Consider the following 25,172-nt stretch of genomic DNA (forward strand, 5'->3'; position numbering starts at 1 on the left):
CCGGCGCACGATGGCGGGCGCAGTCGTCGTCACGACCCCCTGTAAGGTCAACCTGCACCTCGGCGTTCATCGCGAGAAGGACGGGCGCGGGTATCATCGCGTCGACTCCGTGATGGTGCCGGTCGACCTGTGCGACGTGGTGACGGTTGAGGAGGCGCCCGCGCTGAGCGTTCGGTTTGAGCCCGCGCTCGAGGTCGCCCCCGAGAAGACGGGCGTCTGGAAGGCGGCCGTCCTTCTCACCGAGGCCCTGGGTCGGCAGCCCGGCGTCTCCGTGTCAGTGGCGTGTCACATTCCCGAGCGCGCGGGTCTCGGGGGGTCCTCTGCGGACGCGGGTGCCGCGATTCGCGCGCTCTGCGGGCTCTGGGGAGTCGATCCGCTCGACTCGCGCGTCGTTGCGGTGGCACGTCGCGTCGGGGCCGACGTGGCGTTCTTTCTCAACCCCGAACCGGGACTCTATGGCGGTGCGGGGGACGTGCTCGAGCGGACCTTCCCCGCGCTCGAGGTTCCCGTTGCGCTGGTGATGCCCCGCGCGGAGGGCGGCTCGACGGTTGCCGCCTACGCGGAGTTCGATCGGGCAGGCGCGGAGCCCCGTGGCTACGATGACCTCTGCTCCACGCTCGAGGAGGGGGACGTCTCCTCGGCTGCCGCTCACCTTCACAACAACCTTGCGCCCGCGGCGCGCGCCCTGTGCTCGGAGGCGGGCGAGGTCGAGGCGTGGCTTCGCCGGCGGCCGGGCGTCCTTGCGGCACAGATAACGGGGTCAGGCACCTGCTCGTTTGCGCTCTGCGAGAGCGCCGCTGCGGCGGAGGCCGCCTGTGCCGAGGCGCGTCGGAAGGGCTGGCGCGCGTGGGCGACAAAAACTGGTTGGCTCGCGCGAGAAAGTCTGCTAGAATACTCCCCTGCTACGGGTTGTGGCTCAGCTTGGTAGAGCGCTCGGTTCGGGACCGAGAGGTCGCTGGTTCGAATCCAGTCAACCCGACCACGTAGATGCAGGGCCGTCGGCAGTGCGCCGGCGGCCCTTTTGCATGCGCCCTGGGCGAGAAGAACGCGCTTGCGGACAGCGCGCCCCCGGGGGCATCGGACACAAAGAGAGTGACGGATTTCGAACGGATGGGGCCGTTTTTTCGGCCTCGTTTGTTCGAAACCCGTCACTCGGGGGGGTTGCACTCGGGGAGAGCAGCGCTCGGGGAGGGCCGCACTCGGGAAGGCAGCGCCCGGGGTGGGCGGACCGGCGGGTCCTCCCTGCCGGCGGTCTAGGAGCGCCGCGCGCGAACGATCATGACGGAGCCGGCGGCAACGAGGGGGATCGCCGCGCCGAGGAGGAAGAGGGGCGCGTTGGAGGTGGCGTCACCGGTCTCGGGAACGCCGGCCTTCCGCCGCCCGGAGGCCCTCTTCGCGCCGGGCTTCTCGGGGGAGCCGCCGTCACGCCCGCCGTTCTTCTCGCCCTGCGGCGAGGTGGACGAGCCGTCCTTCCCGCCCTGCTGGCCGCTGGTGCCCGCGTCCTTCTCGACGGGCTTCCACTGGGCGTAGAGGGTGAGGTCGTGGTTGGCGTAGGGGAGCGAGAGGTGCGCGCCCGCGTCGTAGGCCGTTCCCGTTCCGTCGGCCTTGGTGTTCCAGCCGACGAACGCAAACCCCTCGCGCGTGGGCTCCTTCGAGGACACCGCGGTCTCGAGGGTCGCTGCGGCGGCGCGGGTCTCCTCCGCGTCCGGGGCATCGGTGCCGCCGTTGGCGTCGTACGCAACGCGGTAGGTTCCCGTCACCGCGACCTTTGCCGCGCGGGAGGTCTCGTAGTCTCCGCCGGACGCGGCGTTGCCGGTGTAGTGGTGATAGAACCGGACCGCGTAGGTTCCGGGCAGCGACGTGTCGACGTCGTGCTCGACCCGCGCGTGCTCGGCGTCATCGAGGCCCACCGCGGCGCCGGCATGGTCGGACATGCTCACGAGGCTGTCAGAGGGCTGCCAGGAGTCGCCGACGGCAAGCTCGAGGTCACGCGTCTGGATGGTGGGGCGCAGCCTTACGTGGATGCTGCCGATTCGTATGCCGTCAGCGTTGACGCCCCTCAGCGTGGCATCGCTGCCGTCGGGGTTGAGGATGACGGCGTCCTTTGCCGCGGCGCGATAGCGATACTCCTGCATGAGGTCATCGTCGAGGTTCTCGTCCTCGTTGAGCACCCAGTCGGGAAGCCCGGGGTAGACCACGGCCGAGTTGCCCGTGCCCACCGACCACCCGAGGTCGCGTATGGCATCGCGAATGCGGCGCAGGTCAATGCTATAGACGCTTCCCGAATACAGGGTCGGGTCGTCGGTTGCGCGGTGACGGTCAAGGTAGTTGATGTTGTCAAAGTGGAAGTCCTCGAGTGAGATCTCGGGGATCGCGGCCTGTACGTCGGCGGGGACTGGCGTGAAGGTCCCGGCAAGGAGGTCGCCCTCGGGGACCACCGTCACGCCGAGGTACTTGCCGCCGCCCTGGAAGCGGCCCACCGTGGCGCCGTTGGCGTCCTCCTCGGTGAGCTGCCGGGCAAAGCGCAGGAAGGCGCTCGCGTTGTTGCTGCGACCTTCGAGCGTGGAGGAGCTCCAGAGGCCGAGCTTGGCAAAGCCGTGGCCGTAGAGCACCGCGCGGGTCTCGTTGGTGAGCTCGAGCGGCAGCGTCACGGTCAGGGTCTCGCCCGGCTGGATGGAGCCGCTCAGGGTGACGCGCTTGAGGTCGTCCCAGGCGTTGGTGGCGGCGTATGCTCCCGCCGCGTCGGCAAAGGGGGCGGGGTCCATCGAGCCGGAGTCCGCCTCCAGGCTCGCATACGCCTCGGATCCGGCGACGGTCGAGGCAAACGTCGCGGCTCCGGAGACCCTTACCAGCGGGCGGTCCTCGGTCCCGCCGCCCGCGTAGTCCGCATAGGGCGTCGAGAGGCGCGCGTCAAACGAGACATCCTCATTCCCCGGGTTGGTGACGACGAGCACCGCGCGCAGGTTGTGTACGAGGTCGACGTCGGCGACCGACTTGTCCATGCGATTGACGTCCGTGTCGCTCACGTTGGCGTAGTTGGATACCTGGCCCGAGTCGTCGGTGTAGTAGAGCGCATACGTGACGCCGGTGGCCGCGGTGAGGGGCGCGTCGTTGACGCGGGAGCCGCCCCCGGGCCTGGTCCCCGTGTAGAAGCTGTTGGTGCTCAGGGCCTGCGCGGGCAGCGGCGTCAGCGAGAACGCCAGCGCGGCGCAGATTGCGACGAGCGCACCGAAGATGTGCGCGCGCCTGTTGGTGCGGTGCATGTTTTCCTCCGTGTTAGTTGTGGCTGACAGTGCGATCCACACACCATCGCCGAACGACGCAACGTGATGTCAAACCGGGTTTCTCGCCGTCAGCTTGCGCTGCCCAGACGCCCTTCTCGCCGGCAGGTCATCAGCATGTGACGGGAGACGGCGTGATGCGCGCAGCTGCCGATCACGTGGCTCGCGGCGAGCTTGGCCGCCTCGCTCGCGCCCTTCGGGGCGTAGGCGTGCGAGAAGCGCTCGAGCATGGCGAGGTCGTTGCCGCCGTCGCCGTAGACGGCCACGTCGCTCTCGGCGATGCCGAGGTGCCCCGCGAGCCAGGCCACGGCCTCGCCCTTGTTGACCCGGGCGTCGGTGAGCTCGAAGAGGTCGCCGTCGAAGGAGGCGTTCACGATCGAGCGGGCATGGTCGGCAATGAAGCCGGCCAGCTCGCGGCGAAGCGCCCCGTCGGCTACGCGGAAGTTGACCTTGCAGATCGGGCGCGCCAGCACGTCGGCGTCCGTCTGGTCGAAGTGGGTGTCGGGGGCGGGCGGCCGCCGGCGCAGCCGATGCGCGACGAGCCTCCCAAGCAGCCCGGGGGACGGGCGGAGCCCCGCGAGGAAGCTCTCGCGCGTGCCTCGGACATAGGTGCCGTCCTCGGCGATGCAGTTGAAGCACACCTCGGGAAACGCGGAAAGGAGCTCCTCGAGCGTCTGTGGGTCGAAGTGCGAGAAGCGCAGCAGCTCCCCGCGCGCGTCGCAGATGAGCGCGCCGTTTGCGGAGACGGTTTCGAGCGGAAGGTCGCCAAAGCCGAGCGTGGAGGCGCGGCGCACGGCGCGCCCGGTTGCGAGCGCCACGTGGCGGCCCGCGTCAAGCACGCGCCTCAGCTGCAGGAGGATGGCGCGGTCCGTCTGGTGGAGCGCGTTGAAGAGCGTCCCATCGAGGTCGCTGGCAAAGAGTCTGATCAGGGGTCCCACCTCCCACGGCGATACAGGAGGCAGTATATCGCCCCGTTGCCGCCGCGTTGGGGATGCCGCCGCCCAGCCGCGCGGAGCTGCCGCTCGTCCAAGGTGACACAAAGCCGACGCAACACGTCGTTTTTCTCACGTTTTGAGTTTGCTCGTGCAAACGTCAAATGGGGCCGCTGGGGGAGGGCGAGAAGAACGCGGAGGCGAGAAGAACGCGGGGACAAGAAGCACGCGGAGGCGAGAGAAGCCCGCTACTGCACCGTCACGGCTCCCTCGGGAACGGCGACCTCAGCGTCGCTTGCCACGACCACGTTGTTCCCGGGCTTCTCCGGCTCGCCCGGCCATTCCGGCACGTAGCTCACGTGCGCGAGCTCGCGCCCGAAGGCCGCCTCGACCTCGCGCAGCGTGCGCGCGCCGCGCCCCTCGCAGGCGCAGCGGACGTTCGCGAGGTAGACGCCGTCCTCGGCGAGGTGCCCGCGCACCACCCGCGCGCCCTCGTCGGTGGTGAGCGGCCCGAGCGGGCGCTTGCCCGAGAACGCGTCGTTGACGATCACGTCGTAAGGCTCCGCAGCGGCGCGGAGGAACCCCCAGGCGTCATCGTTTACCAGGCGAATGCGCCCGTCCTTCTCGGCTCCCGTCTCCTCGAGGCAGTCGTCTAGGAAGAACCGCTCGCGTGCCAGCTTCGTGATGGCGGGGTCGACCTCGACCACGTCCACGCGCGCGGCCGGCACGTACGCGGCCAGGTACTTGGGGAGCGAGTAGCCGCCGCCTCCCATGACCATCACGCGCAGCGGACGGTCGGCCGACCGCCCGCGGGCGGAGACGAGCCCCTCGATGATGGCGGCCATCGCGCGGTGATACTCGCAGGCAAGCTCGAAGCGCAGGTCGTGGGGGACGTAGCTCACGGACTGAAACGTGCCGTTGACGTTGAGCAGGCGCACGGGCGTCTTGTCCTCGGTCAGCGAGTCAAAGACGAGGGTGAGGCCGAACTTGGTGCGCAGCACGCTCACGCCGCGCCGGCGCAGCCCCCAGAGCAGGACGACCAGCACGACGGTGCAGACGACGGTCAGGATGAGGAGGGCGTAGACGAGCTCTCTCAACATGGGCCCCTTTTCGCGTTTTAGAGATTGTGAGTAGCGCGTAACGTCGGCTATACTAGCTGATGCTGTATTGGGCCTGGGGCCCGTCTGAGACAACGCACCGGAAGGACACTTCATCATGATTCTTGGCATGGGGCCGCTTGAGATCGTCATCATCCTCGTCATCGTGCTGGTCATCTTTGGGCCCAAGAACCTCCCCAAGATCGGCAGCGCCCTTGGCAAGACCGTCAAGAACGTTCGCGAGGGCATGGAAGAGGGCAAGGACGAGAAGGACGAGAGCCCGATCGAGTCCCATGACGACTCCGTCGAGGTCATCGAGGACGAGGACGACGCCGACGCCCCCGAGACCGCTGCCGACGACGCGGTGTTCTGCTCCAAGTGCGGCGCCAAGAACGCGGCCGACGCCGGGTTCTGCTCCAAGTGCGGCAACAAGCTCAACTAGTGGCACGCGGCAGGTAGGGAGCAGCGCATGGACAGCACCAAGAAGATCGAGCTCACCTCCGAGGGTCGCCAGAAGCTCGTCGACGAGCTCGCGTACCGCGAGGGCGAGAAGCACGACGAGATCGTCGAGCGCATCAAGGAGGCCCGCGGCTTCGGTGACCTCTCCGAGAACTCCGAGTACGACGCCGCCAAGGAGGAGGAGGCGCGCAACGCCGCGCGCATCAACGAGATTCGCCAGATTCTCTCCGTTGCCACGGTCGTCGAGGCCGGCCCCGCGCACGACCTCACGGTCTCCATCGGCACCACCGTCGAGCTGAAGGACGAGAAGGGCAAGGCGTCCACCTTCACCATCGTGGGCACCACCGAGACCAACTCCCTCGAGCACAAGATCTCCAACGAGTCCCCCGTGGGCAGCGCCCTGGTGGGCCACCGCGAGGGCGACGAGGTCGAGGTCGTCGCGCCGTCCGGCAAGACGAGGAAGTACGTCATCACGGGGATTTCCCGCTAGGTCGGCACTTCCTCTCCGGCAAGCAGCAAGCGTGGCGCCCCGTGTCTGCGTATCGCAGGTGCGGGGCGCTTCTATCTGAAAGGGACAACATGGCAGAGAACACCGCCGCGGGCACCGCCGCCACCGACGAGCGCGCGATGCGCCGCGCCCGCCGCCAGGCGCTCATCGACGCGGGCGTGAACCCGTATCCCATCGCCTCCGAGGTCACGGCGCACGCCGCCGAGCTCGAGGCCAAGTACGCCGACCTCGCGGACGGCACGGACACCGAGGACGTGGTGAGCGTCGCCGGCCGCATCCGGGCGCTCCGCAAGCAGGGCAAGGCCGCATTCATCGTGCTCGAGGACGTGACGGGCTCCATCCAGCTCTTCTGCCGCCACGACGTGCTCGGTGACGAGGGCTGGGACCTTCTCGGCAAGCTCGACCTCGGAGACATCCTAGGTGCCACGGGTGCCGTCATGCGCACGCGCCGCGGGCAGCTCTCCGTCTCTCCGACGCAGCTCACGGTGCTCTCCAAGTCCCTGCGCCCGCTGCCCGAGAAGTTCCACGGCCTCACGGACCGCGAGGTCCGCTACCGCCAGCGCTACGTTGACCTCATCATGAACCCCGAGGTCCGCGACGTCTTCCGCAAGCGCAGCCAGATCATCTCCCTCATCCGCCGCTACATGGAGGCCGAGGGCTACATGGAGGTCGAGACGCCGATGATGCACGCCATCCTCGGCGGTGCCAACGCGCGTCCCTTCGTGACGCACTTCAACGCGCTCGACCGCGACTTCTACCTGCGCATCGCAACGGAGCTGCCGCTCAAGCGCCTCATCGTGGGCGGCATGGAGCGCGTCTTTGAGATCGGCCGCCAGTTCCGCAACGAAGGCATGGACCTCACGCACAACCCCGAGTTCACCTCGATGGAGGCCTACTGCGCCTACTCCGACCTCGAGGGCATGAAGCGCCTCTCCGAGGGTCTGTTCAAGGCCATCGCGCGCGAGGTCTGCGGCTGCGAGGAAGGCCACGAGGTCATCACCTTCCAGGGACAGCAGATCGACATGTCCGGCACCTGGGCGAGCCGCCCGCTCTCCGAGATCGCCTCCGAGTGCGTGGGCGAGGAGCTCACGATGGACACCCCCATCGAGCACCTGCGCGAGCTCTGCGAGAAGCACGGCGTCGAGGTCCAGCCCAGCTGGGGCGCCGGCAAGCTCCTCTTTGAGCTCTACGACGAGCTGGGCGAGAAGACCATCGTCAACCCCACCTTCGTGTGCGACTACCCGGAGGAGGTCTCCCCGCTCTCCAAGCGCAAGGCCGAGGACCCGCGCCTGACCGACCGCTTTGAGCTGGTCATCGCCGGCCACGAGTACGCCAACGCCTTTTCCGAGCTCAACGACCCCGTGGACCAGGCCGGCCGCTTTGCCGAGCAGGTTGCCGCCAAGGGCATGGGCGACGACGAGGCCATGGGCTACGACTACGACTACGTGCGCGCCCTCGAGTACGGCATGCCGCCGGCGGGCGGCATCGGCTACGGTATCGACCGCATGATCATGCTCTTCTGCGACCAGCCCGCGATCCGCGACGTGCTGCTCTTCCCGGCCATGAAGCCGGAGACCATCACGCGCGCGGACATCGAGGCCCAGGTCGCGGGCGTGGTGACGGACAACGCCGCCGCCTCCGTGGACGCCATCGCCGAGGACAGCGAGAAGGTCACGGCCGCCACGGCGGAGGCCCCTGCGGCGCTCGTCGCCGGCATTGACCGCGATGCCGCGCTCGCCCTTCTCGCCAAGCACAACCACGAGGAGTTCCACCTCGAGCACGGCCAGACCGTCGGCGGCGTGATGCGCGTCTTCGCCGAGGAGATGGACCCCGACAACGCCGACTTCTGGGAGGTCGTGGGCATCCTGCACGACCTCGACTGGGAGGAGCACGCCGACGACCCGGCCAACCACACGGTCTACGCCGCTGAGCTGCTGCGCGCGGCGGGTGCCTCCGAGGAGCTCGTGCGTGCCATCCAGTCGCACAACTCCGACAACAACCCCGATTTGCCCGCGCCCGAGCTCCCCATGGAGAAGGTCCTCTTTGCCGTGGACGAGCTCACGGGCCTCATCGGCGCGGCCGTGATCATGCGCCCGAGCAAGTCCGTCATGGACTTCGAGGTGAAGTCGCTCAAGAAGAAGTTCAAGGACAAGCGCTTCGCCGCCGGCTGCAACCGCGACGTCATCCGCAAGGGCGCCGAGCTCTGCGGCTGGGAGCTCGACGAGCTCTTCTCGCGCACCATCGACGCGATGAAGGCCATCGCGCCCGACCGCGACACGTTTGGCAAGTAGCGACAGGGCGCCCGTCCTTCTCGTTGTTTCGCTCTGCGGCGGCCGACACTCATGAGTGTCGGCTGCCGTGTCATTTTCAGCCGGCACTTCTCGACAAACGCCAAGAAGGGGCCGGCACTCCTGCGGACAGGCCACCCTTTTGGCCGGCACTCCTTGCCGGCACTCATGAGTGTCGGCTGCGCTCCGACCGCTCGGTGTCACCACCCGGGCTTCTCGCTGGGAAGCGCCGGCAGCATCTGGCTGAGAAGGACGCGACGGGCGTGGGCGCATCCCTCGTCGGCAAGAATTCCCCTGACCTTGGTCTCGTAGCTGGCGCCCTCATGCACTGCGAGTGCGTGTGCGACGCGGGCGAGGTAGGCGTTGAGCGCGGGCAGGGTGCTCACGTTCTTATAGCTCGCCGGAAACACGGAGATCCCGCAGGTCTGGTAGTCGCGGATTCTGCGCTGATCCTCCTCGAAGGCAGCCTCGCTGATATGCTCCTTGCCGTTGTACTCAGATGCGGTGAGCTGGTCCGGCCAGTGAAAGTCGGGCCGCATGCGCTGATGCTCGATGAGGTCACGCACCTCATGCGGCCACTCGATGGGCGCGTTCTCGAGGAAGGGCGGCGTCTCTATGCCCCCGAGCTCTCCCGGAAGCTTGAACGCAAACGAGAGGAGCGTCTCCTCGGGGGAGCCGGACCCGTCCTGAACGAGGCCGGCGGCTCGCCGGGCTTGGGCAAGGCCCTTGATGCCGGTCGCCTCCCCCAGGAAGACGCGCAGGTCGGCGGCGTGCGCGATGGGCTCGAGCTCGAAGGCGCAGGCGCCGTGCGCCGGGTCGAAGGGGTCGCGCGCATAGGATCCACAGGCCTCCATGGGAAACGTTAAGAGTCGGTAGAGGCTCGCGTTGTCGGTGAGCGCCCCGTGTCTTACGAGGGTCGCGAGGGCCTGCTGCATCCGCACCATGCTGAGCGCAGGGGACTCGACAAAGATGCGGAGGTCGCCGCCGCCCGCGTAGTCCCAGGCGCGCCCGTCCTCGTGCACGACTTCATAGAACGCCGCGTCCGGCAGATGCGACAGCAAGGCACGCGACCTGACGAGGGAGGATTCCGTCCGGTCCCGGCGAGAGAAGAAGGTGAGCTCGAGTGGGCGTGCGCTCGAGATGCCCCCGAGGCCGTCGGGGAGGGAGGCGCGTAGGGCGGAGAGGTCAATCGGGCCTTGTCGGACCATGGGGGCGGCGCCCGGCGCGGGCACAAGCCGCAGGTCTGGGTCGCGCCGAGCGATGCGCGTGAACTTGAGCGAGTCGGTGCCTGCGAGAAAGATGCTCTCCGCCATGAGGCCCCCTTTCCTTCGGTGGGCTCGAAAGCCTAGCGGGGGGCACTTGCGCGAAGCGCTCCATCTGGTTGCCGGCCTCTGACCAAACTCTGCGTTTTCCTGTCGACATGCCGAGAAAAGAGCAGGTCGGGCGAGGTGTGAGCCACGCGCATGGCATAGGGGGCTTTTGCCTTGACATTCTGTTGATGCGCCAAACCATCACAACCCGTGTGGTCCGGCGTTCAGGGCAGGGGCCTGAGACGAAAGCCCCTTGCGCCCCGCTCGTAGCCGACACCTATGAGTGTCGGCAAGGAGTGTCGGCTGATTTGGCGGGCTGTCGACAGGAGTGTCGGCAATCTCTCGGGGTTTAGCGAGAAGTGCCGGCTGGTGGCAGGCGTTCAGCCGGCACTTATAAGTGCCGGCTGAGGAGGGGCGACCGGAGGATGCCGGCTGAAGAGGGGCGACCGGAGGAGGAGGTCGTCTGGAGGAGGGCCTGCTGAGGGGGGCCTCGCGAAGGGAGGGGCGGAAAAAAGGCGAGAAGAACGTCACGTCGCTTATCGCGTTTGCGCTGGGCGCGTGGTGGGTACAAACTATAACCGTGAAACGACCATGGGAGGGAACCCCCTATGTTTGAGAAGTTTACCGACAAGGCGCGCAAGGTGATGAGCCTCGCGCAGGAGGAGGCGCGCGGCCTCGGACAGATGTACGTGGGCACCGAGCACCTGCTCCTGGCCCTCATCAAGGAGGGCGAGGGCGTGGCGGCCCAGGCGCTCGCCAAGCTTGACGTCACCTATGACGAGACGCTCTCCACGGTGCGCGACCTCACGCCCAGCGAGACCGAGCCCGTGCCGGGCGGCCACATCCCCTTCACGCCGCGTGCGAAGCGCGTGCTCGAGGGGGCGTACCGCGAGACGATGACCCACGGCCAGACGTACATCTCGACCGAGCACCTGCTGCTCGGCATCGTGTCCGAGGGCAACGGCCGCGCGATGGACGCCCTGCGCCAGATGGGCGTCTCGGCCGACGCGGTGCGCAACGCCGTGAACGAGCTCGCCTCGAAGTCCTCCGAGGGCGCCCAGCCCGCCACCGCCGACGTGCGGATGGCCGGCTTCGGCGGGCCCGGCCCGCAGCAGCAGGGCGAGGAGGGCTCGGTCCTGGAGCAGTACGGGCGCAACCTCACCAAGCTCGCCGCGGACGACCGCCTTGACCCGGTGATCGGCCGCGACCGAGAGATCGAGCGCGTCATGCAGGTCCTCGCGCGCCGCCAGAAGAACAACCCGCTCATCCTGGGCGACCCGGGCGTGGGCAAGACCGCCATCGTCGAGGGGCTCGCTCAGCTCATCGCCGGCGGCAACGTGCCGGACATCCTGCGCGGCAAGCAGATCTGGACGCTCGACCTCGCGAGCCTCGTCGCCGGCTCCAAGTACCGCGGCGAGTTCGAGGAGCGCATGAAGAAGGTCGTGAGGGAGCTCCAGGACTCCAAGGAGGACATCCTCTTCATCGACGAGATCCATACCGTGATCGGTGCGGGCTCGGCCGAGGGCTCTATCGACGCTGCCTCCATCCTGAAGCCGCCCCTCTCGCGCGGCGAGATCCAGGTCATCGGCGCCACCACGGCCGAGGAGTACCGCAAGCACGTGGAGAAGGACTCCGCCTTCGAGCGGCGCTTCCAGCCGGTGAACATCGGCGAGCCGAGCCCCGAGGACACGATCAAGATCATCGAGGGCCTGAAGGAGCGCTACGAGAAGCACCACCACGTCCGGTACACGGACGCCGCCGTGGAGGCCGCCGTGACGCTCTCGAGCCGCTACGTGCAGGACCGCTTCCTTCCCGACAAGGCCATCGACGTGCTCGACGAGGCGGGCGCCCGCACGCGCGTGCACAAGATGGCGCTGCCGCCCGAGATTGCCCAGACCGACGCCGACCTCGCGCGCGTGCGCGACGAGAAGTCCGCCGCGGCCGCCGCCCAGGAGTTCGAGGAGGCGGCGCGCCTGCGCGACGAGGAGAAGGCGCTCGTGGCCCGCCGTGACGAGCTTGAGGCCAAGTGGCGCGAGGAGCTGGCCGCCAACGTGGTGACCGTCGACGAGGAGGACATCGCCGACGTGGTCTCCACGATGACCGGCGTGCCCGTCTCGAGCCTCACCGAGGCCGAGGCCTCCAAGCTCCTGCGCTGCGAGGACGTGCTCCACGAGCGCGTCGTGGGCCAGGACGAGGCCGTGACCAAGGTCGCCAAGGCCATCCGGCGCAGCCGCAGCCCCCTCAAGGACCCGCGTCGCCCCGGCGGCTCGTTCATCTTCCTCGGCCCCTCGGGCGTGGGCAAGACCGAGCTCGCCAAGGCGCTCGCCGAGTTCCTCTTCGGCTCCGAGGAGGCGCTCATCAGCTTTGACATGTCGGAGTTCATGGAGAAGCACACCGTCTCCAAGCTCGTCGGCGCCCCTCCGGGATACGTGGGCTATGACGAGGGCGGCGAGCTCACCAAGGCCGTGCGCCGCCGGCCCTACTCCGTCGTGCTCTTCGACGAGGTGGAGAAGGCGCACCCCGACGTCTTCAACGTCCTTCTCCAGATCCTGGAGGAGGGTCGCCTCACGGACGGACAGGGCCGTCACGTGGACTTCTCCAACACCGTCATCATCATGACGTCCAACATCGGCGCGCGCGACATCGCGCAGACCACCACGATGGGCTTCTCCGCGCAGGGCGCGAACGGCCTCTCCGACAAGGAGATCACGAGCCGCGTGATGTCCGAGCTCAAGAAACACTTCCGCCCGGAGTTCCTCAACCGCGTGGACGAGGTCGTGGTCTTCAAGTCCCTCACGCCCGAGCAGCTGCGCGGCATCGTGGAGCTCATGGTGGCCGACCTGCGCGACCGTCTCATCGCGCAGGGCATGTCCATCGAGCTCACGGACGCGGCGCGCGACTTCGTGGCCAAGGAGGGCGCCGACCCGGTGTATGGCGCGCGGCCGCTCCGCCGCGCCATCCAGACGCTCATCGAGGACCCGCTCTCCGAGGAGCTGCTGCAGAACCTCTGGCACCGCGGGGAGATCATCCGCGTGGACGAGAAGGACGGGCGGCTCGTGTTCGAGCACACGACCGGCGAGATTCCCGCGCCGCGTCGCCGCGAGCACATGGCGTCACCCGACCTCGCTTCGCTCCCGGAGCCGTCCGCCCCGAGGGCGAGCGGCGGGAGCCTCCTCGCATCCGACTAGCGCGACAGGGGGACGGAGGGGCCGTGGCCGCTCCGTCCCCCTCACCTCCGACCTCTCATGACCCATTGCCGCCGAGGCCGTATACTGGGGGATGAGAAGACCGGCCGGCCCGTTTGAGGTCGGCGCACATGAAGGGGCCGCCCATGGACGCATCCCAGCTGAACACGGGTGTCGCGGAGCGCGAGCAGCGCCTGCAGGACGCCATCAGGAACACCGCCCCCGGCACGCCCCTCAGGGTGGCGCTCGACATGATCCTCGCCGGCCACCTCGGGGCGCTCATCTGCGTCGGTGACACCGAGAACGTGCTCGCCGCCGGCGACGACGGCTTCAAGCTCGACGTCTCGTTCACGGCCAACCGCCTCTTCGAGCTCTGCAAGATGGACGGTGCCGTGGTCATCGACCGCGACATCACCAAGATCCTGCGCGCCAACTACCACCTGAACCCCGACCCGTCGCTGCCCACCTCCGAGACCGGCACGCGCCACCGCACCGCCGCGCGGATGAGCCTGCTCACCAAGGCGACGGTCATCTCGGTGTCCTCGCGCCGCTCCGTCGTAAACGTCTACGTGGACGGCAAGGGCTTCCAGATCAAGAGCGTGCGCGACCTCTTCGTCCTGGGCAACCAGCTCACCGTGGCGATGCAGAACACGCGCTCGCAGCTCGACCGGAGCCTGCTGCGCCTCACGAGCCTCGAGCTCGACGACTGCGTCACGCTCGGCGACCTCACGGACATCTTCTACCTCTTCGAGGTGCTCATGTCCGCGGGCTCCGAGCTCGACGAGTGCATCGTCCAGCTCGGAAACGAGGGCAAGATCGCCCAGATGCAGCGCGAGGAGTACCTCTCGGGCGTGGACGAGGCCTACACGCTCATGATTCGCGACTACGCGGTCGACTCCTCCGAGGAGGCCGCGCGAACCATCCGCAAGCGCCTCCACGACACCGTCAACGCGCAGCTGCGCTCCGCCAAGCTCGTGGCCAAGATCCTCGGCTACGGGGACGAGCGCGGCGAGGACTCCATCATGACGCCGCTCGGGCTGCGCACGCTCTCGCGCGTCCCGGTGGTCCGGGACGGCATGGCCGACAAGATCGTCGACGAGTACGGCTCACTCCAGGAGATTCTCGAGGCCGTCGACGATGACCCGCAGCGCCTCGGCGAGATCGGCGTGAAGAACCCCGACATCCTCGCCAGCAGCCTGCACCGCATGTGGGGGAAGGGCGAGTGATGGGCCCCGACGCCCCGATGCCGTGCGCCTGCGCGGAGCCGAGTCTCATGGGCGCGCCCGAGGCCGGCGCGGACACCTGCGCCGTCATCGTGGCGGGCGGCACCGGCGAGCGCTTCGGCGACCCGCGCGGCAAGCAGTTCGTGGACCTCTGCGGCCTCCCGCTCATGTGCTGGTCCGTCGCGGCCTTCGACCAGGCCCCCTCCGTCGCGCGAATCGTGGTCGTCTGCGCCCCCGAGCGCGGTCCGGAGGTCGAGAAGGACGTGCTCTCGCGGCTCTCCCTGACCAAGCCCGTGTCCCTGGCCCCCTCCGGGGCGACGCGGCAGGCGTCGGTGTTGTCCGGCCTGGGGTCCGTGCCCCGCGAGCTGGAGTTCGTTGCCGTGCATGACGCGGCGCGCCCGCTGATCGAGGTCGAGATGATCGAGCGGGCCGTTGCCGCCGTGCGCGGGGACGCCTCGCTCGCCGGCGCCATCCTGGCCTCCCGCTCCGTCGACACGCTCAAGCTTGTGGAGGGGGACACCATCGTGGCCACTCCGGACCGCTCGTTCTACTGGGCGGCCCAGACCCCGCAGGTCTTCCGGCGCCGCATCCTGCTCGCGGCGCACCGGGCGGCCGCCCGCGACGAGTACCAGGGCACCGATGACTCCTCGCTCGTCGAGCGCCATGGCGGCCGCGTGCGCGTGGTCGAGTGCTCGCGCGACAACATCAAGGTCACCGTTCCCGAGGACCTCGCCCTCGCCGAGGCCGCCCTCGGACAGCGCCTCATAGGGCAATGAGCGTGCCACCGTCGTCTGCCTCCGGCGTCAGGCGTGCCACCGGCGTCTGCGTGCCACTGGCGTCAGGTTTATTTGGCACGCGTAGATCGCGTGCCAAATAAACCTGACGCCAGTGGCACGCAGACGCCGGTGGCACGCCTGACGCCGGAGGCAGACGACGGTGGCACAACCAGGAAAGGACGAAGATGCTTCGCATAGGACATGGCTTTGACGTGCACGCGTTCGCCGAGGGGCGCCGTCTCATCCTGGGCGGCGTCGACGTGCCCGCGGAGCGCGGCCTCGCCGGCCACTCGGATGCGGACGTCGTAGCGCACGCGCTCATGGACGCCGTGCTCGGCGCGCTGCGCGAGGGCGACATCGGCAAGCTCTTCCCCGACACGGACCCCGCCTACGAGGGCGCCGACTCGCTCGCGCTGATGCGCCGCGTGGCCGAGCTCGCCCGCGGCCGCGGCTGGCGCGTGGCGGACGCCGACTGCACCATCGCGGCGCAGGCGCCCAAGCTCGCGCCCTACCGCGAGCAGATGCGCGCCAACATGGCCGCCGCCCTCGGCGTTCCCACCGAGGCGGTGGGCGTCAAGGCCACCACGACGGAGCGGCTCGGCTTCGTGGGACGCGAGGAGGGGATCGCGGCCTGGGCCGTCGTCCTTCTCGAGCGCGCGGAGCCCTAGGCCGGCCTGCGCCGGTCCCGGCGCTATACTGGTCAGACAACGTATCCGAGACGCCAAGGAGCAAGCATGCTCGTCTATAACAGCCAGACGCACAAGAAGGAGGAGCTTACCCCCATCGAGGAGGGCAAGATCCGGATGTACGTCTGCGGCCCCACGGTCTACGATCAGATCCACATCGGCAACGCGCGGACGTTCCTCGCGTTCGACGTGATTCGCCGCTACCTCATGTACAAGGGCTACGCCGTCACCTTTGCCCAGAACCTCACGGACGTGGACGACAAGATCATCAACCGCGCCAACGAGGAGGGCAAGACCGCCGCCGAGGTCGCCGAGGAGTGCTCGGCCGCCTTCATCGAGCAGATGCACCGCTTCGGCGTGCTCGACCCCGACATCCGCCCGCGCGCCACGCGCGAGATCGAGGCCATGCAGGAGATGATCTCGCTTCTCATCGAACGCGGCCATGCCTACCCGGTGCCGTCCGGCGACGTCTACTTCTCCGTGCGCTCCGACCACAGCTACGGCGTCCTCTCCGGGCGCGACCTCGACCAGATGCGCGCCGGCGAGCGCGTGGAGGTCAACGACGAGAAGCGCGACCCCTTCGACTTTGCCCTCTGGAAGGCCGCGAAGCCCGGCGAGCCCAGCTGGCCCTCCCCGTGGGGAGACGGCCGCCCCGGCTGGCACACCGAGTGCTGCGCGATGATCCACCGCTATCTGGGCACCCCGATCGACATCCACGGCGGCGGCGCCGACCTCGTCTTCCCGCACCACGAGAACGAGACCGCCCAGGCCATGTGCGCCTGGGACGCCGCGCTCGCCAACACCTGGATGCACACGGGCATGCTGCGCGTCGACGGCGAGAAGATGTCCAAGAGCCTCGGCAACTTCTACACGCTCAAGGAGGTGCTCGACAAGTACCCCGCCGACGCCGTGCGCCTGCTCATGCTGCAGACCCACTACCGCGCGCCGCTCGACTTCTCCTTCGACCGGCTCGACGGCGTGTGCGGCACCCTCGAGCGCCTGCAGACCTGCGTGAAGAACCTGCGCTGGGCCGCGGAGCGCGCCCCGCAGGACGGCGAGCTCAACGATGCCGACCGCACGCTCGGCCGCGCCATCGACGCCGCGCGCGAGGAGTTCTGCCGCCAGATGGACGACGACTTCAACACCGCGGGCGGCCTCGCCGCGATCTTCTCGCTCGTGACCGACGCCAACACCTACCTGGCCGACGCCGCGGACGACACCTCGACGGCCGTGACGCTGCGCGCCGCCGACATGCTCTGCGAGCTCGCCGACGTCATGGGCATCGAGCTGCCCCGCACCGCCGGGAACGACGACCTGCCGGCCGAGCTCGTCGACCTCGCGCGCGAGCAGGCCGGATATGAGGGCGATGCCCCCTCAGAGGCCGCAGAGGTCCTTCTCGCCGCGCGCCAGCAGGCGCGTGCCGAGAAGAACTGGGGCGTGGCCGACGCCATCCGCGACGGCATCACCGCCCTCGGCCTCGTGGTCGAGGACACCGCCGCGGGCGCCCGCCTGCGTCGCAAGGAGTAGGCGCCAGCGTACGAGCAAATACGGCTTTCTCGTTTTTTTACGCAGAAAAGTGCGCGCAAAATTTTGTGCGCACTTTTCTGCGTACACTTTGTGGGCAAACGAGAGAGGGGGATGAAATGCGAGAGTCGAAAACCGTTGAGTTCAAGGCGTCCGTGAGCAACTCGTTCCTCAAAACTGTTTCTGCGTTTGCGAACTACGGTGGCGGGACGGTCTACTTCGGCATCGCTGATGACGGGACGCCGGTTGGTCTTCAAGACCCCACGCGGGCGTGTCTCGACATAGAGAACCGCATCAACGACTCCATCGCACCCATTCCGGAGTTTGAGCTCACGATACGCGCGCTCACCTCGACGGTCGAGCTCAAGGTCATGCCGGGTGCCGCAACGCCTTATCTCTATCGTGCGAAGGCTTACAAGCGCGCAGATAGCGCGACGGTCGAGGTCGATCGTACGGAACTGACGCGCCTCACCCTTGCCGGCAGCAATCTGAGCTTCGAGCAGCTCCCGTCAGAGGACCAGGATCTTACGTTCGCTCGACTTGGGGCGGCGATGCAGGAGGAGCTGGGTCTTGCGAGTTTTAACTCCGACACGCTCAAGACGCTCAGCCTTCTCTCCCCGTCGGGAACCTACAACAACGCCGCGGCGATTCTCGCCGATCGAAGCGCGTTCCCCGGAATCGATGTCGCACGCTTTGGCGAGGACATCAGCGTGATACTCAAGCGCGCGACCTATGAAGGCGCGTCTCTCCTGGCGGAGTTTGATGACGTGGCAGGGCTCTTCAGGGACGCATATTGCTACGAACGGGTTGAGGGGGTCCATCGCAGGCTGGTCGAAACGGTTCCCGTCCAGGCGTTCCGCGAGGCGCTCGCAAACGCGGTCGTTCACAGGACGTGGGACGTTGCGGCGCGGGTTCGCGTGTCGATGCACCCCGACCGCGTGGAGGTCTCATCTCCGGGCGGGCTTCCAGCGGGCATATCCGAGGAGGAGTACCTCTTCGGCAGGGTCTCCATCATGCGTAATCCCATCCTTGCCAACGTGTTCTACCGGCTGGGCATCATCGAGGCCTTTGGTACGGGGGTCATCAGGATCAAGGAGGCGTATGAGGGCAGCGTTGCAAAGCCGACGTTTGCTGTCGCTGAGAATTCGATAACGGTGACCCTGCCCTTCGTCAAGGAGGATAACGGACTGGAGGGCGATCAGAGGCTCGTATACGATCTGCTCAGTCCCGTGCGGGCCATGGCGACCGGAGAGCTTGAGAAGAGCGTGAGTTTTAGTCGCTCAAAGCTCCGGGGAATCCTCAAGCGTCTGATTGCTCTTGGGCTCGTGGAGACGATTGGCGCGGGCAGGGGGCTGAAGTATCGTCGCGTCGGGTGACGTGGGCCCGGTATACTGGCTAAACAAAGCAAGGGGAGAGTCGTATGGCAAAGAACCAGTCACGCACGCCGGGCCGCGACGTCCGCGGCGGCAAGGGCAAGGGGCGCGCGCAGGCGCCTCGCCCAGGTGGGCCCAAGGGCAGGGCCACGCGGGGCGAGAAGGGCCGCGGGCCTCGTCCGTTCCCGGGCGCGGCGCGGCGCGGCCCGCAGCTCCGCGACAGGGGCGACCTCATCGAGGGGCGTCGCGCCGTCGAGGAGGCGCTCGGGTGCGGCATGCCGCTGAGGAGCGCCCTCGTGCAGGAGCGCTCCGGCGAGCGTGACCAGGCGCTCGAGAGGATCGCCGCGCGCCTGGAGGATGCCGGCGTCCCCGTGGAGCGGGTGCCGCGCGGCCGGCTTGACGCGCTGTCGAGCCACGGCGCGCACCAGGGCGTCGTGGTGCGCACGCGCCCCTTTGAGTATGCCGAGCTCTCCGACGTGATCGCTGCGGCGGGGGAGGGCGACGCCCTCGTGGTGGTGCTCGACCACGTGACCGACCAGGGCAACTTCGGCGCCATCGTGCGCACGGCCGAGGTCGTGGGCGCGGCGGGCGTCGTCGTGGCCAAGGCGAGGAGCGCCTCCGTGGGCGTGGGCGCGTACAAGACCTCCGCCGGCGCCGTCATGCACCTGCCCATCGCGCAGGTGCCCAACCTCGCCCGTGCCATCGAGGATCTCCAGGCCGCGGGCTTCTGGGCCTGCGCCGCGACCGAGCATGCCGAGCAGGACGTCTGGCACGCGCCCGTGGGCGGTCGCCTGGCCCTGGTCATGGGCTCCGAGGGAGAGGGCATCTCGCGCCTGGTTGCCGAGAAGTGCGACTTTGCCTGCCGTCTTCCGCAGCGGGGCCGTGTGGAGTCGCTGAACGTCGCCCAGGCCACGACCGTGCTCTGCTACGAGTGGCTGCGGCGCGTCGAGACGGGTGGGGCGGATGCCTAGCCTGGAGGGCTCCCGCGAGCTGCTCGTGGTGGACGGCTACAACGTGATCTTCAAGTCGGCCCGCTATCTCGCCCGCATGGACGAGACCGTTGCGGGCGACCCCTTCGAGCAGGCCCGCGACTTGCTCGTCGCTGACGTGGCAGCCTATGCCAAGGGGCGCTACGAGCCGGTGATCGTGTTCGACGCGGCCGGAAACGTCTCCCCGGAGCGGCCCGACCTCTCCAAGGCCGGCGTGCGCATGGTCTTCTCGCGCACCGGCGAGTCCGCGGACGCGGTCATAGAGCGGATCGTGACCGAGCAGCGCCTGCTGCCGCGGGCGGTGACCGTGGTGACCTCGGACCGCACGATCCGCGCGACGGTGGGCGGCGTGCCCGTGACGCGAATCTCGAGCGACGTCCTCGTTGCCGACGTGAACCAGCTGACCGCGGAGTACGAGCAGGCCAACGCCGAGCGCCAGACGCAGCACATGCGCCTGGAGGACCGCATCGATCCGGCCGCCCGCGAGAAGCTCTGGCGCCTCCTGCGCGGGTGAGGCTCTCCCGGTGCCCTTCTCCCTGGGCCCAGCCGGCACTTCTAGCCCGCACTCATAAGTGCGGGCACAACGCCCTCTGCCGGCCGGCACTTCTCGCCAAACGGCAGGAAAGAGCCGGCACTCGATGCCCTGGGCCGTCGCCTCAGCCCGCACTCCCGGGCCGGCACTCATGAGTGCCGGCCCGGGTACGCAAAGGCGTCGGCGAGAAGAACGCACTTCTCGCCGCACGACCAACCCGCTATCATGTACTGACACGCCGGCATGGCTCAATGGCAGAGCAACGGTTTTGTAAACCGTGGGTTGGGGGTTCGACTCCCTCTGCCGGCTCCAGAAAGGATTCGAGGCCGTTGCGTCATGCGCTGCGGCCTCGTTGCGTATAAAGCGCCACGAAGGACCATTCTGACCTGCGGATGTGTGCAACTCGTGAGTATAGAGACGCCCGGCTACGGGGTATACGTTGACAAGTTTTTTTCTCCGGCGTAATCTATCTTCCGCTCGCAGGGGAGAAAGCGCCTTGTGGGTGGCTGAAAACGGAATGGGGATGTGGCACAGCGGCAACTGCGGCGGACTGTAAATCCGCTCCCTCTGGGTTCCTTGGTTCGAGTCCAAGCATCCCCACCATCCGCCCGTGTAGCTCAGTCGGTAGAGCACTTCGTTGGTAACGAAGAGGTCACCGGTTCAAATCCGGTCGCGGGCTCCATTCCCTCTTTCAGTCGTACGGCACCACGCCGGTGTAGCTCAGTTGGTTAGAGCACGCGGCTCATACCCGCGATGTCACTGGTTCGAGTCCAGTCACCGGTACCAGAGTTCTTAGCGGCGCTTCGGCGCCGCTTACCATAAGAACGCGTTAGCACTACGGGATGGCCGAACAGGTTGGTTCCAAAAGGAGGATGGCAATGGCCAAGGAGAAGTTCGATCGTTCTAAGCCCCACGTAAACATCGGTACGATTGGTCACGTCGACCACGGCAAGACCACCACGACCGCGGCCATCACCAAGGTCCTCTCTGAGACCGAGGGCTGCAAGGCCGACTACACCGCCTTCGAGAACATCGACAAGGCTCCCGAGGAGCGTCAGCGCGGCATCACCATTAACGTTGCCCACATCGAGTACGAGACTTGGGAGCGCCACTACGCTCACGTCGACTGCCCGGGCCACGCCGACTACATCAAGAACATGATTTCCGGCGCTGCTCAGATGGACGGCGCGATCCTGGTCATCGCCGCCACCGACGGCCCCATGGCCCAGACCCGCGAGCACATCCTTCTCGCCCGTCAGGTCGGCGTCCCCTACATCATCGTCTTCCTGAACAAGTGCGACATGGTTGACGACGAGGAGCTCATCGACCTCGTTGAGATGGAGACCCGTGACCTCCTCTCCGAGTACGGCTTCCCCGGAGACGACCTCCCCATCATCCGCGGCTCCGGCCTCGGCGCCCTCAACGGCGAGCAGAAGTGGGTCGACTCCATCATCGAGCTCATGCACGCCGTCGACGAGTACATCCCGACCCCGCCGCGTGACAACGACAAGCCGTTCCTGATGGCTATCGAGGACGTCATGACCATCTCCGGCCGCGGCACCGTCGCCACCGGTCGTGTCGAGCGTGGCCAGCTCAAGCTCAACGACCCCGTCGAGATTGTCGGCATCCGTGAGAAGCAGACCTCCGTTGCCACCGGCATCGAGATGTTCCGCAAGACCATGGACTTCTGCGAGGCTGGCGATAACGTCGGCATCCTCCTCCGCGGCATCAAGCGCGAGGACATCGAGCGCGGCCAGGTCATCTGCAAGCCGGGCTCCGTTGACCCGCACAAGAAGTTCACCGGTGAGATTTACGTCCTGACCAAGGAGGAGGGCGGCCGTCACACCCCGTTCTTCGCCGGCTATCGTCCGCAGTTCTACTTCCGCACCACGGACATCACGGGCGACATCCAGGAGCTTACCGACTCCAACGGCACCAAGGTCGAGATGGCCATGCCGGGCGACCACGTGACCATCACCGCCGAGCTCATCCACGCCATCGCCATGGAGCAGGGCGACAAGTTCGCCATCCGTGAGGGCGGCCACACCGTCGGCGACGGCCGTATCTCCACCATCATCGAGTAACTTCCCAGGAAGAGACTCTTGGACCCGGTACCCTCTGGTACCGGGTCCTTTTTTCGCTCGAATCCGCCAAGATATTTGACGGTTTTGTGATTCGTTCTTCTCGCCTCGTGCGAGGTTGACAGAATGGCTGCGGTACTGGTAGTGTTTACCACCGCACCGCGTTCGAGGGAAACTCCCTCCAACGAGAAGCTCTTCAGGAGGATCAATGCGTACTCTAGTTACCCTCGCGTGCACCGAGTGCAAGCGCCGCAACTACACCACGGACAAGAACAAGTCCAACAACCCGGACCGTATGCAGCTCAAGAAGTACTGCCCGTGGTGCAAGAAGCACACGCTTCACAGGGAGACCCGCTAACTAGGTGGGTTTTCATCACAGGCCAGTAGCTCCAATGGTAGAGCGGCGGTCTCCAAAACCGTTTGTTGAGGGTTCGAGTCCTTCCTGGCCTGCCAGATTTCACCACCGGCTTTCCCTTCGGGGATAGCCGGTTTCCATGTAAGGCCCGTTTCTAGGAGTCGACGGATGGCGAACAAGGACCGTAACAAGAGGAGCGTCCGCAAGGCCCGTGCCGAGGAGCGCGCCCGCGTCGAGGCCGCCCAGGCTGCCTCTGCGCAGGGTTCTGCCGGCTCCGACGGCAAGAAGCCGGCCAAGGAGGTCGTCAAGGCCGAGAAGAAGCCCGCGAAGAAGGACGAGAAGAAGTCGGACAAGAAGCCCGGCCTTTTCCGTCGCCTGCGGAACTACCTCGGCGACGTCCGCTCCGAGATGCGCCGCGTGGTGTGGCCCTCTCGCGACGAGCTCATGAGCTACTCGGTGGCCATCATCGCCATGCTCATCGTCTTTGGCATCGTCATTTGGCTCGTTGACTCCGGCATCGTCGCCGCTCTTATCGGCTTCACTGGTCTCAGGGGGTAGGCATGGCTAAGCGTTGGTACGTGATTCACACCTACTCTGGTTACGAGAACAAGGTCAAGGCTGACCTTGAGCACCGCATCGAGACCTATGGCCTCGAGGACAAGGTCGTCGACATCCAGATTCCGACCGAGGAGGTCACGGAGATCAAGGACGGCGGCAAGCGCGAGACCAAGGAGTCCAAGGTCTTCCCGAGCTACGTCCTCGTCCGTATGGAGGTTGACGACAACACCTGGGCCGTGGTGCGCAACACCCCGGGCGTGACCGGGTTCGTGGGGCTGGACGGCAAGCCGACGCCGCTTCGTCGCGACGAGTTCGACAAGATCATGCGCCGCGGCGGCTCTCGCGGCACTACCACGGCCGTTCCCAAGCGCGTCGCCACCAACCTCGAGGTCGGCCAGGCGGTCCACGTGCTCTCCGGCCCGCTTGCCGACTTCGACGGCCAGATCTCCGAGGTCATGCCCGAGTCCGGCAAGGTCAAGGTCATGCTCACCATCTTTGGCCGCGAGACCCCCGTCGAGCTCACGCTCGACCAGATCTCCGTCATCGCCTAGCGGAGTTCCCGCCCGTCCGGTATCGGTGAGGATAGCTTCTCGGACGCGGCGCACACATAGTACGACCCGACACGTCTTCAAGGAGAAGAACCATGGCAAAGAAGAAGGTCACTGCCTTCATCAAGCTCCAGATCCCGGCCGGTGCGGCCAACCCCGCGCCTCCCGTCGGCCCCGCCCTCGGCGCCGCCCAGGTCAACATCATGCAGTTCTGCCAGGCCTTCAACGCCGCCACGCAGGACAAGCAGGGCGACATCATCCCCGTCGAGATCACCGTCTACGAGGATCGCTCCTTTGACTTCGTCTGCAAGACCCCGCCCGCGGCGCAGCTCATCAAGAAGGAGCTCGGCCTCAAGAGCGGCTCCGGCGTGCCCCAGCGCGACAAGGTCGGCCAGCTCACCCAGGAGCAGCTCACCAAGATTGCCGAGATCAAGATGCCGGACCTCAACGCCAACGACATCGAGGCCGCCAAGAAGATCGTCGCCGGCACCGCCCGCTCCATGGGCGTCACCATCGCCGAGTAGCGTTTCGTGCGTGCAAAGGGGACAGTCCCTTTTGCACGCTTTCACCGTGCAAAAGGGACTGTCCCCTTTGCACGCACGATGTGGGAGGGCAAGAAGCCCGTTGACCACAGGAGGTAGCAACATGCCTAAGCACGGAAAGAACTACAAGGCCGCCGCGGAGAAGGTCGAGAGCACCAAGCTCTACTCCCCGAAGGAGGCCATGGAGCTCGCCAAGGAGCTCGCCCCCGCCAAGTTCGACGAGACCGTCGAGGTCCACGTCCGCCTCGGCGTCGACACCCGCAAGGCCGACCAGAACGTCCGCGGCTCCATCGCGCTGCCCCACGGCACCGGCAAGACCGTGCGCGTCGCCGTCTTCGCCGAGGGCGAGAAGGCCCGCGAGGCCGAGGCCGCCGGCGCCGACGTCATCGGCTCCGACGATCTCGTGGCCCAGGTCCAGGCTGGCGAGCTGAACTTCGACGCCGCCATCGCCACGCCCAACATGATGGGCAAGGTCGGCCGTCTCGGCAAGATCCTCGGCCCCCGCGGCCTCATGCCGAACCCCAAGCTCGGCACCGTCACCATGGACGTCGCCAAGATGGTCGGCGAGCTCAAGGCCGGCCGCGTCGAGTACCGCGCCGACCGCTACGGCATCTGCCACGTCCCGATGGGCAAGGTGTCCTTCGACACCCAGAAGCTCGTCGAGAACTACGGCGCGCTCATCAACGAGCTGCTCCGCGTGAAGCCGTCCAGCGCCAAGGGCAAGTACGTCAAGTCCGTCGTCGTCTCCACCACGATGGGCCCTGGCATCAAGGTCGACTCCACCAAGACCCGCAACCTCATGGAGGAGTAGTTCTTCTCGTTTGAAGTTCCTGTGTCTGCTTGACGGGCGTCCGGCGTCGTGACAGAATGTCACGCGCAGGACGCCCGTCCTGTGTGAAGAACATCGCATGTCCGCTGCCAAAGA

22 protein-coding genes and 6 tRNA genes are annotated in these 25,172 nt (G+C 67.2%); 24 read left to right on the plus strand and 4 right to left on the minus strand.

The window, feature by feature from the left end; translation table 11 throughout:
• Positions 1-10 precede the first annotated feature (10 nt).
• Together E0L17_RS08575 and E0L17_RS08580 are read left to right on the plus strand one after the other, a co-directional pair.
• On the plus strand, positions 11-928 hold the full coding sequence (locus E0L17_RS08575; protein WP_167930834.1) for a 4-(cytidine 5'-diphospho)-2-C-methyl-D-erythritol kinase: 918 nt from the start codon (positions 11-13) through the stop codon (positions 926-928).
• Positions 906-982: transfer RNA gene (locus E0L17_RS08580), tRNA-Pro, on the plus strand. The genes E0L17_RS08575 and E0L17_RS08580 overlap by 23 nt, the downstream gene beginning before the upstream one ends.
• Before the next feature lie 271 nt (positions 983-1,253).
• Here E0L17_RS08580 and E0L17_RS08585 read toward each other — a convergent pair.
• The 3 genes from E0L17_RS08585 to E0L17_RS08595 form a co-directional block, all read right to left on the minus strand.
• Positions 1,254-3,263, minus strand: coding sequence for an InlB B-repeat-containing protein (locus tag E0L17_RS08585; protein WP_167930835.1), 2,010 nt, complete (start codon positions 3,261-3,263; stop codon positions 1,254-1,256).
• An 89-nt stretch (positions 3,264-3,352) separates the two neighbouring features.
• Positions 3,353-4,219 (minus strand): HAD family hydrolase, encoded by an 867-nt coding sequence (locus E0L17_RS08590; RefSeq protein ID WP_353652972.1) that lies wholly within the window; start codon positions 4,217-4,219, stop codon positions 3,353-3,355.
• A 242-nt stretch (positions 4,220-4,461) separates the two neighbouring features.
• Entirely contained in the window at positions 4,462-5,310 is an 849-nt protein-coding gene (locus tag E0L17_RS08595; RefSeq protein WP_502706248.1) for a spermidine synthase, read from the minus strand.
• Positions 5,311-5,428: 118 nt separating this feature from the next.
• Here E0L17_RS08595 and tatA point away from each other — a divergent pair, with 118 nt between their 5' ends.
• From tatA to lysS, 3 genes are all read left to right on the plus strand, one after another.
• Positions 5,429-5,752 (plus strand): twin-arginine translocase TatA/TatE family subunit, encoded by a 324-nt coding sequence (gene tatA / locus E0L17_RS08600; protein ID WP_075279199.1) that lies wholly within the window; start codon positions 5,429-5,431, stop codon positions 5,750-5,752.
• 27 nt (positions 5,753-5,779) lie between these two features.
• Positions 5,780-6,259, plus strand: a complete 480-nt coding sequence (gene greA / locus E0L17_RS08605; protein WP_167930837.1) for a transcription elongation factor GreA — start codon at positions 5,780-5,782, stop codon at positions 6,257-6,259.
• A gap of 89 nt (positions 6,260-6,348) precedes the next feature.
• Complete coding sequence (gene lysS, locus E0L17_RS08610; protein ID WP_167930838.1) at positions 6,349-8,568, plus strand: lysine--tRNA ligase; 2,220 nt, start codon at positions 6,349-6,351, stop codon at positions 8,566-8,568.
• A gap of 197 nt (positions 8,569-8,765) precedes the next feature.
• On the opposite strand, the gene E0L17_RS08615 is transcribed toward lysS, so the two are convergent.
• Positions 8,766-9,878 carry a hypothetical protein gene (locus E0L17_RS08615; RefSeq protein WP_167930839.1) on the minus strand — a complete coding sequence of 371 codons (1,113 nt, stop codon included), beginning with the start codon at positions 9,876-9,878 and terminating at the stop codon, positions 8,766-8,768.
• Positions 9,879-10,483: 605 nt separating this feature from the next.
• Between E0L17_RS08615 and E0L17_RS08620 the strand changes: the two genes are divergently transcribed.
• The 19 genes from E0L17_RS08620 to rplA all read left to right on the plus strand — a co-directional run bounded on the left by E0L17_RS08620 (position 10,484) and on the right by rplA (position 25,058).
• Positions 10,484-13,063 (plus strand): ATP-dependent Clp protease ATP-binding subunit, encoded by a 2,580-nt coding sequence (locus tag E0L17_RS08620; RefSeq protein WP_167930840.1) that lies wholly within the window; start codon positions 10,484-10,486, stop codon positions 13,061-13,063.
• 143 nt (positions 13,064-13,206) lie between these two features.
• On the plus strand, positions 13,207-14,286 hold the full coding sequence (disA, locus tag E0L17_RS08625; RefSeq protein WP_167930841.1) for a DNA integrity scanning diadenylate cyclase DisA: 1,080 nt from the start codon (positions 13,207-13,209) through the stop codon (positions 14,284-14,286).
• Entirely contained in the window at positions 14,286-15,059 is a 774-nt protein-coding gene (gene ispD, locus E0L17_RS08630; protein ID WP_206109087.1) for a 2-C-methyl-D-erythritol 4-phosphate cytidylyltransferase, read from the plus strand. The genes disA and ispD overlap by 1 nt, the downstream gene beginning before the upstream one ends.
• Before the next feature lie 185 nt (positions 15,060-15,244).
• Positions 15,245-15,727 carry a 2-C-methyl-D-erythritol 2,4-cyclodiphosphate synthase gene (ispF, locus tag E0L17_RS08635; RefSeq protein ID WP_167930842.1) on the plus strand — a complete coding sequence of 161 codons (483 nt, stop codon included), beginning with the start codon at positions 15,245-15,247 and terminating at the stop codon, positions 15,725-15,727.
• Positions 15,728-15,793: 66 nt separating this feature from the next.
• The gene (cysS, locus tag E0L17_RS08640; protein ID WP_167930843.1) at positions 15,794-17,272 is read left to right on the plus strand and encodes a cysteine--tRNA ligase; all 1,479 of its coding nucleotides are present in this window, start codon (positions 15,794-15,796) and stop codon (positions 17,270-17,272) included.
• Between the two features lie 116 nt (positions 17,273-17,388).
• Positions 17,389-18,645, plus strand: a complete 1,257-nt coding sequence (locus tag E0L17_RS08645; RefSeq protein WP_167930844.1) for an ATP-binding protein — start codon at positions 17,389-17,391, stop codon at positions 18,643-18,645.
• Between the two features lie 44 nt (positions 18,646-18,689).
• On the plus strand, positions 18,690-19,613 hold the full coding sequence (rlmB, locus tag E0L17_RS08650) for a 23S rRNA (guanosine(2251)-2'-O)-methyltransferase RlmB (RefSeq protein ID WP_167930845.1): 924 nt from the start codon (positions 18,690-18,692) through the stop codon (positions 19,611-19,613).
• Positions 19,606-20,145 carry an NYN domain-containing protein gene (locus E0L17_RS08655; protein ID WP_167930846.1) on the plus strand — a complete coding sequence of 180 codons (540 nt, stop codon included), beginning with the start codon at positions 19,606-19,608 and terminating at the stop codon, positions 20,143-20,145. Before rlmB ends, E0L17_RS08655 begins: the two co-directional genes overlap by 8 nt.
• Positions 20,146-20,400: 255 nt before the next feature.
• A tRNA-Thr gene (locus E0L17_RS08660) sits at positions 20,401-20,475 on the plus strand.
• A gap of 207 nt (positions 20,476-20,682) precedes the next feature.
• Positions 20,683-20,766, plus strand: a tRNA-Tyr gene (locus tag E0L17_RS08665).
• Positions 20,767-20,769: 3 nt separating this feature from the next.
• Positions 20,770-20,845: transfer RNA gene (locus tag E0L17_RS08670), tRNA-Thr, on the plus strand.
• Positions 20,846-20,872: 27 nt separating this feature from the next.
• Positions 20,873-20,949 (plus strand) — tRNA-Met (locus E0L17_RS08675).
• A 92-nt stretch (positions 20,950-21,041) separates the two neighbouring features.
• Entirely contained in the window at positions 21,042-22,247 is a 1,206-nt protein-coding gene (gene tuf / locus E0L17_RS08680) for an elongation factor Tu (protein ID WP_167930847.1), read from the plus strand.
• Between the two features lie 205 nt (positions 22,248-22,452).
• Entirely contained in the window at positions 22,453-22,602 is a 150-nt protein-coding gene (rpmG, locus tag E0L17_RS08685; RefSeq protein ID WP_075279222.1) for a 50S ribosomal protein L33, read from the plus strand.
• Between the two features lie 19 nt (positions 22,603-22,621).
• Positions 22,622-22,697: transfer RNA gene (locus E0L17_RS08690), tRNA-Trp, on the plus strand.
• Between the two features lie 70 nt (positions 22,698-22,767).
• Positions 22,768-23,157 (plus strand): preprotein translocase subunit SecE, encoded by a 390-nt coding sequence (gene secE / locus E0L17_RS08695; protein WP_167930848.1) that lies wholly within the window; start codon positions 22,768-22,770, stop codon positions 23,155-23,157.
• 2 nt (positions 23,158-23,159) lie between these two features.
• Positions 23,160-23,708: a transcription termination/antitermination protein NusG gene (nusG, locus tag E0L17_RS08700; protein ID WP_167930849.1), complete on the plus strand. Its 549-nt coding sequence runs from the start codon at positions 23,160-23,162 to the stop codon at positions 23,706-23,708.
• Positions 23,709-23,800: 92 nt separating this feature from the next.
• Entirely contained in the window at positions 23,801-24,229 is a 429-nt protein-coding gene (gene rplK, locus E0L17_RS08705) for a 50S ribosomal protein L11 (protein WP_075279225.1), read from the plus strand.
• Positions 24,230-24,350: 121 nt separating this feature from the next.
• A complete protein-coding gene (gene rplA / locus E0L17_RS08710; RefSeq protein WP_075279226.1) occupies positions 24,351-25,058 on the plus strand; it encodes a 50S ribosomal protein L1 in 708 nt (235 codons plus the stop codon).
• The last annotated feature ends 114 nt before the right edge of the window (positions 25,059-25,172 follow it).

This window comes from Olsenella sp. SW781, from assembly GCF_012027725.1.
In the GTDB taxonomy this organism is placed as follows: domain Bacteria; phylum Actinomycetota; class Coriobacteriia; order Coriobacteriales; family Atopobiaceae; genus Thermophilibacter.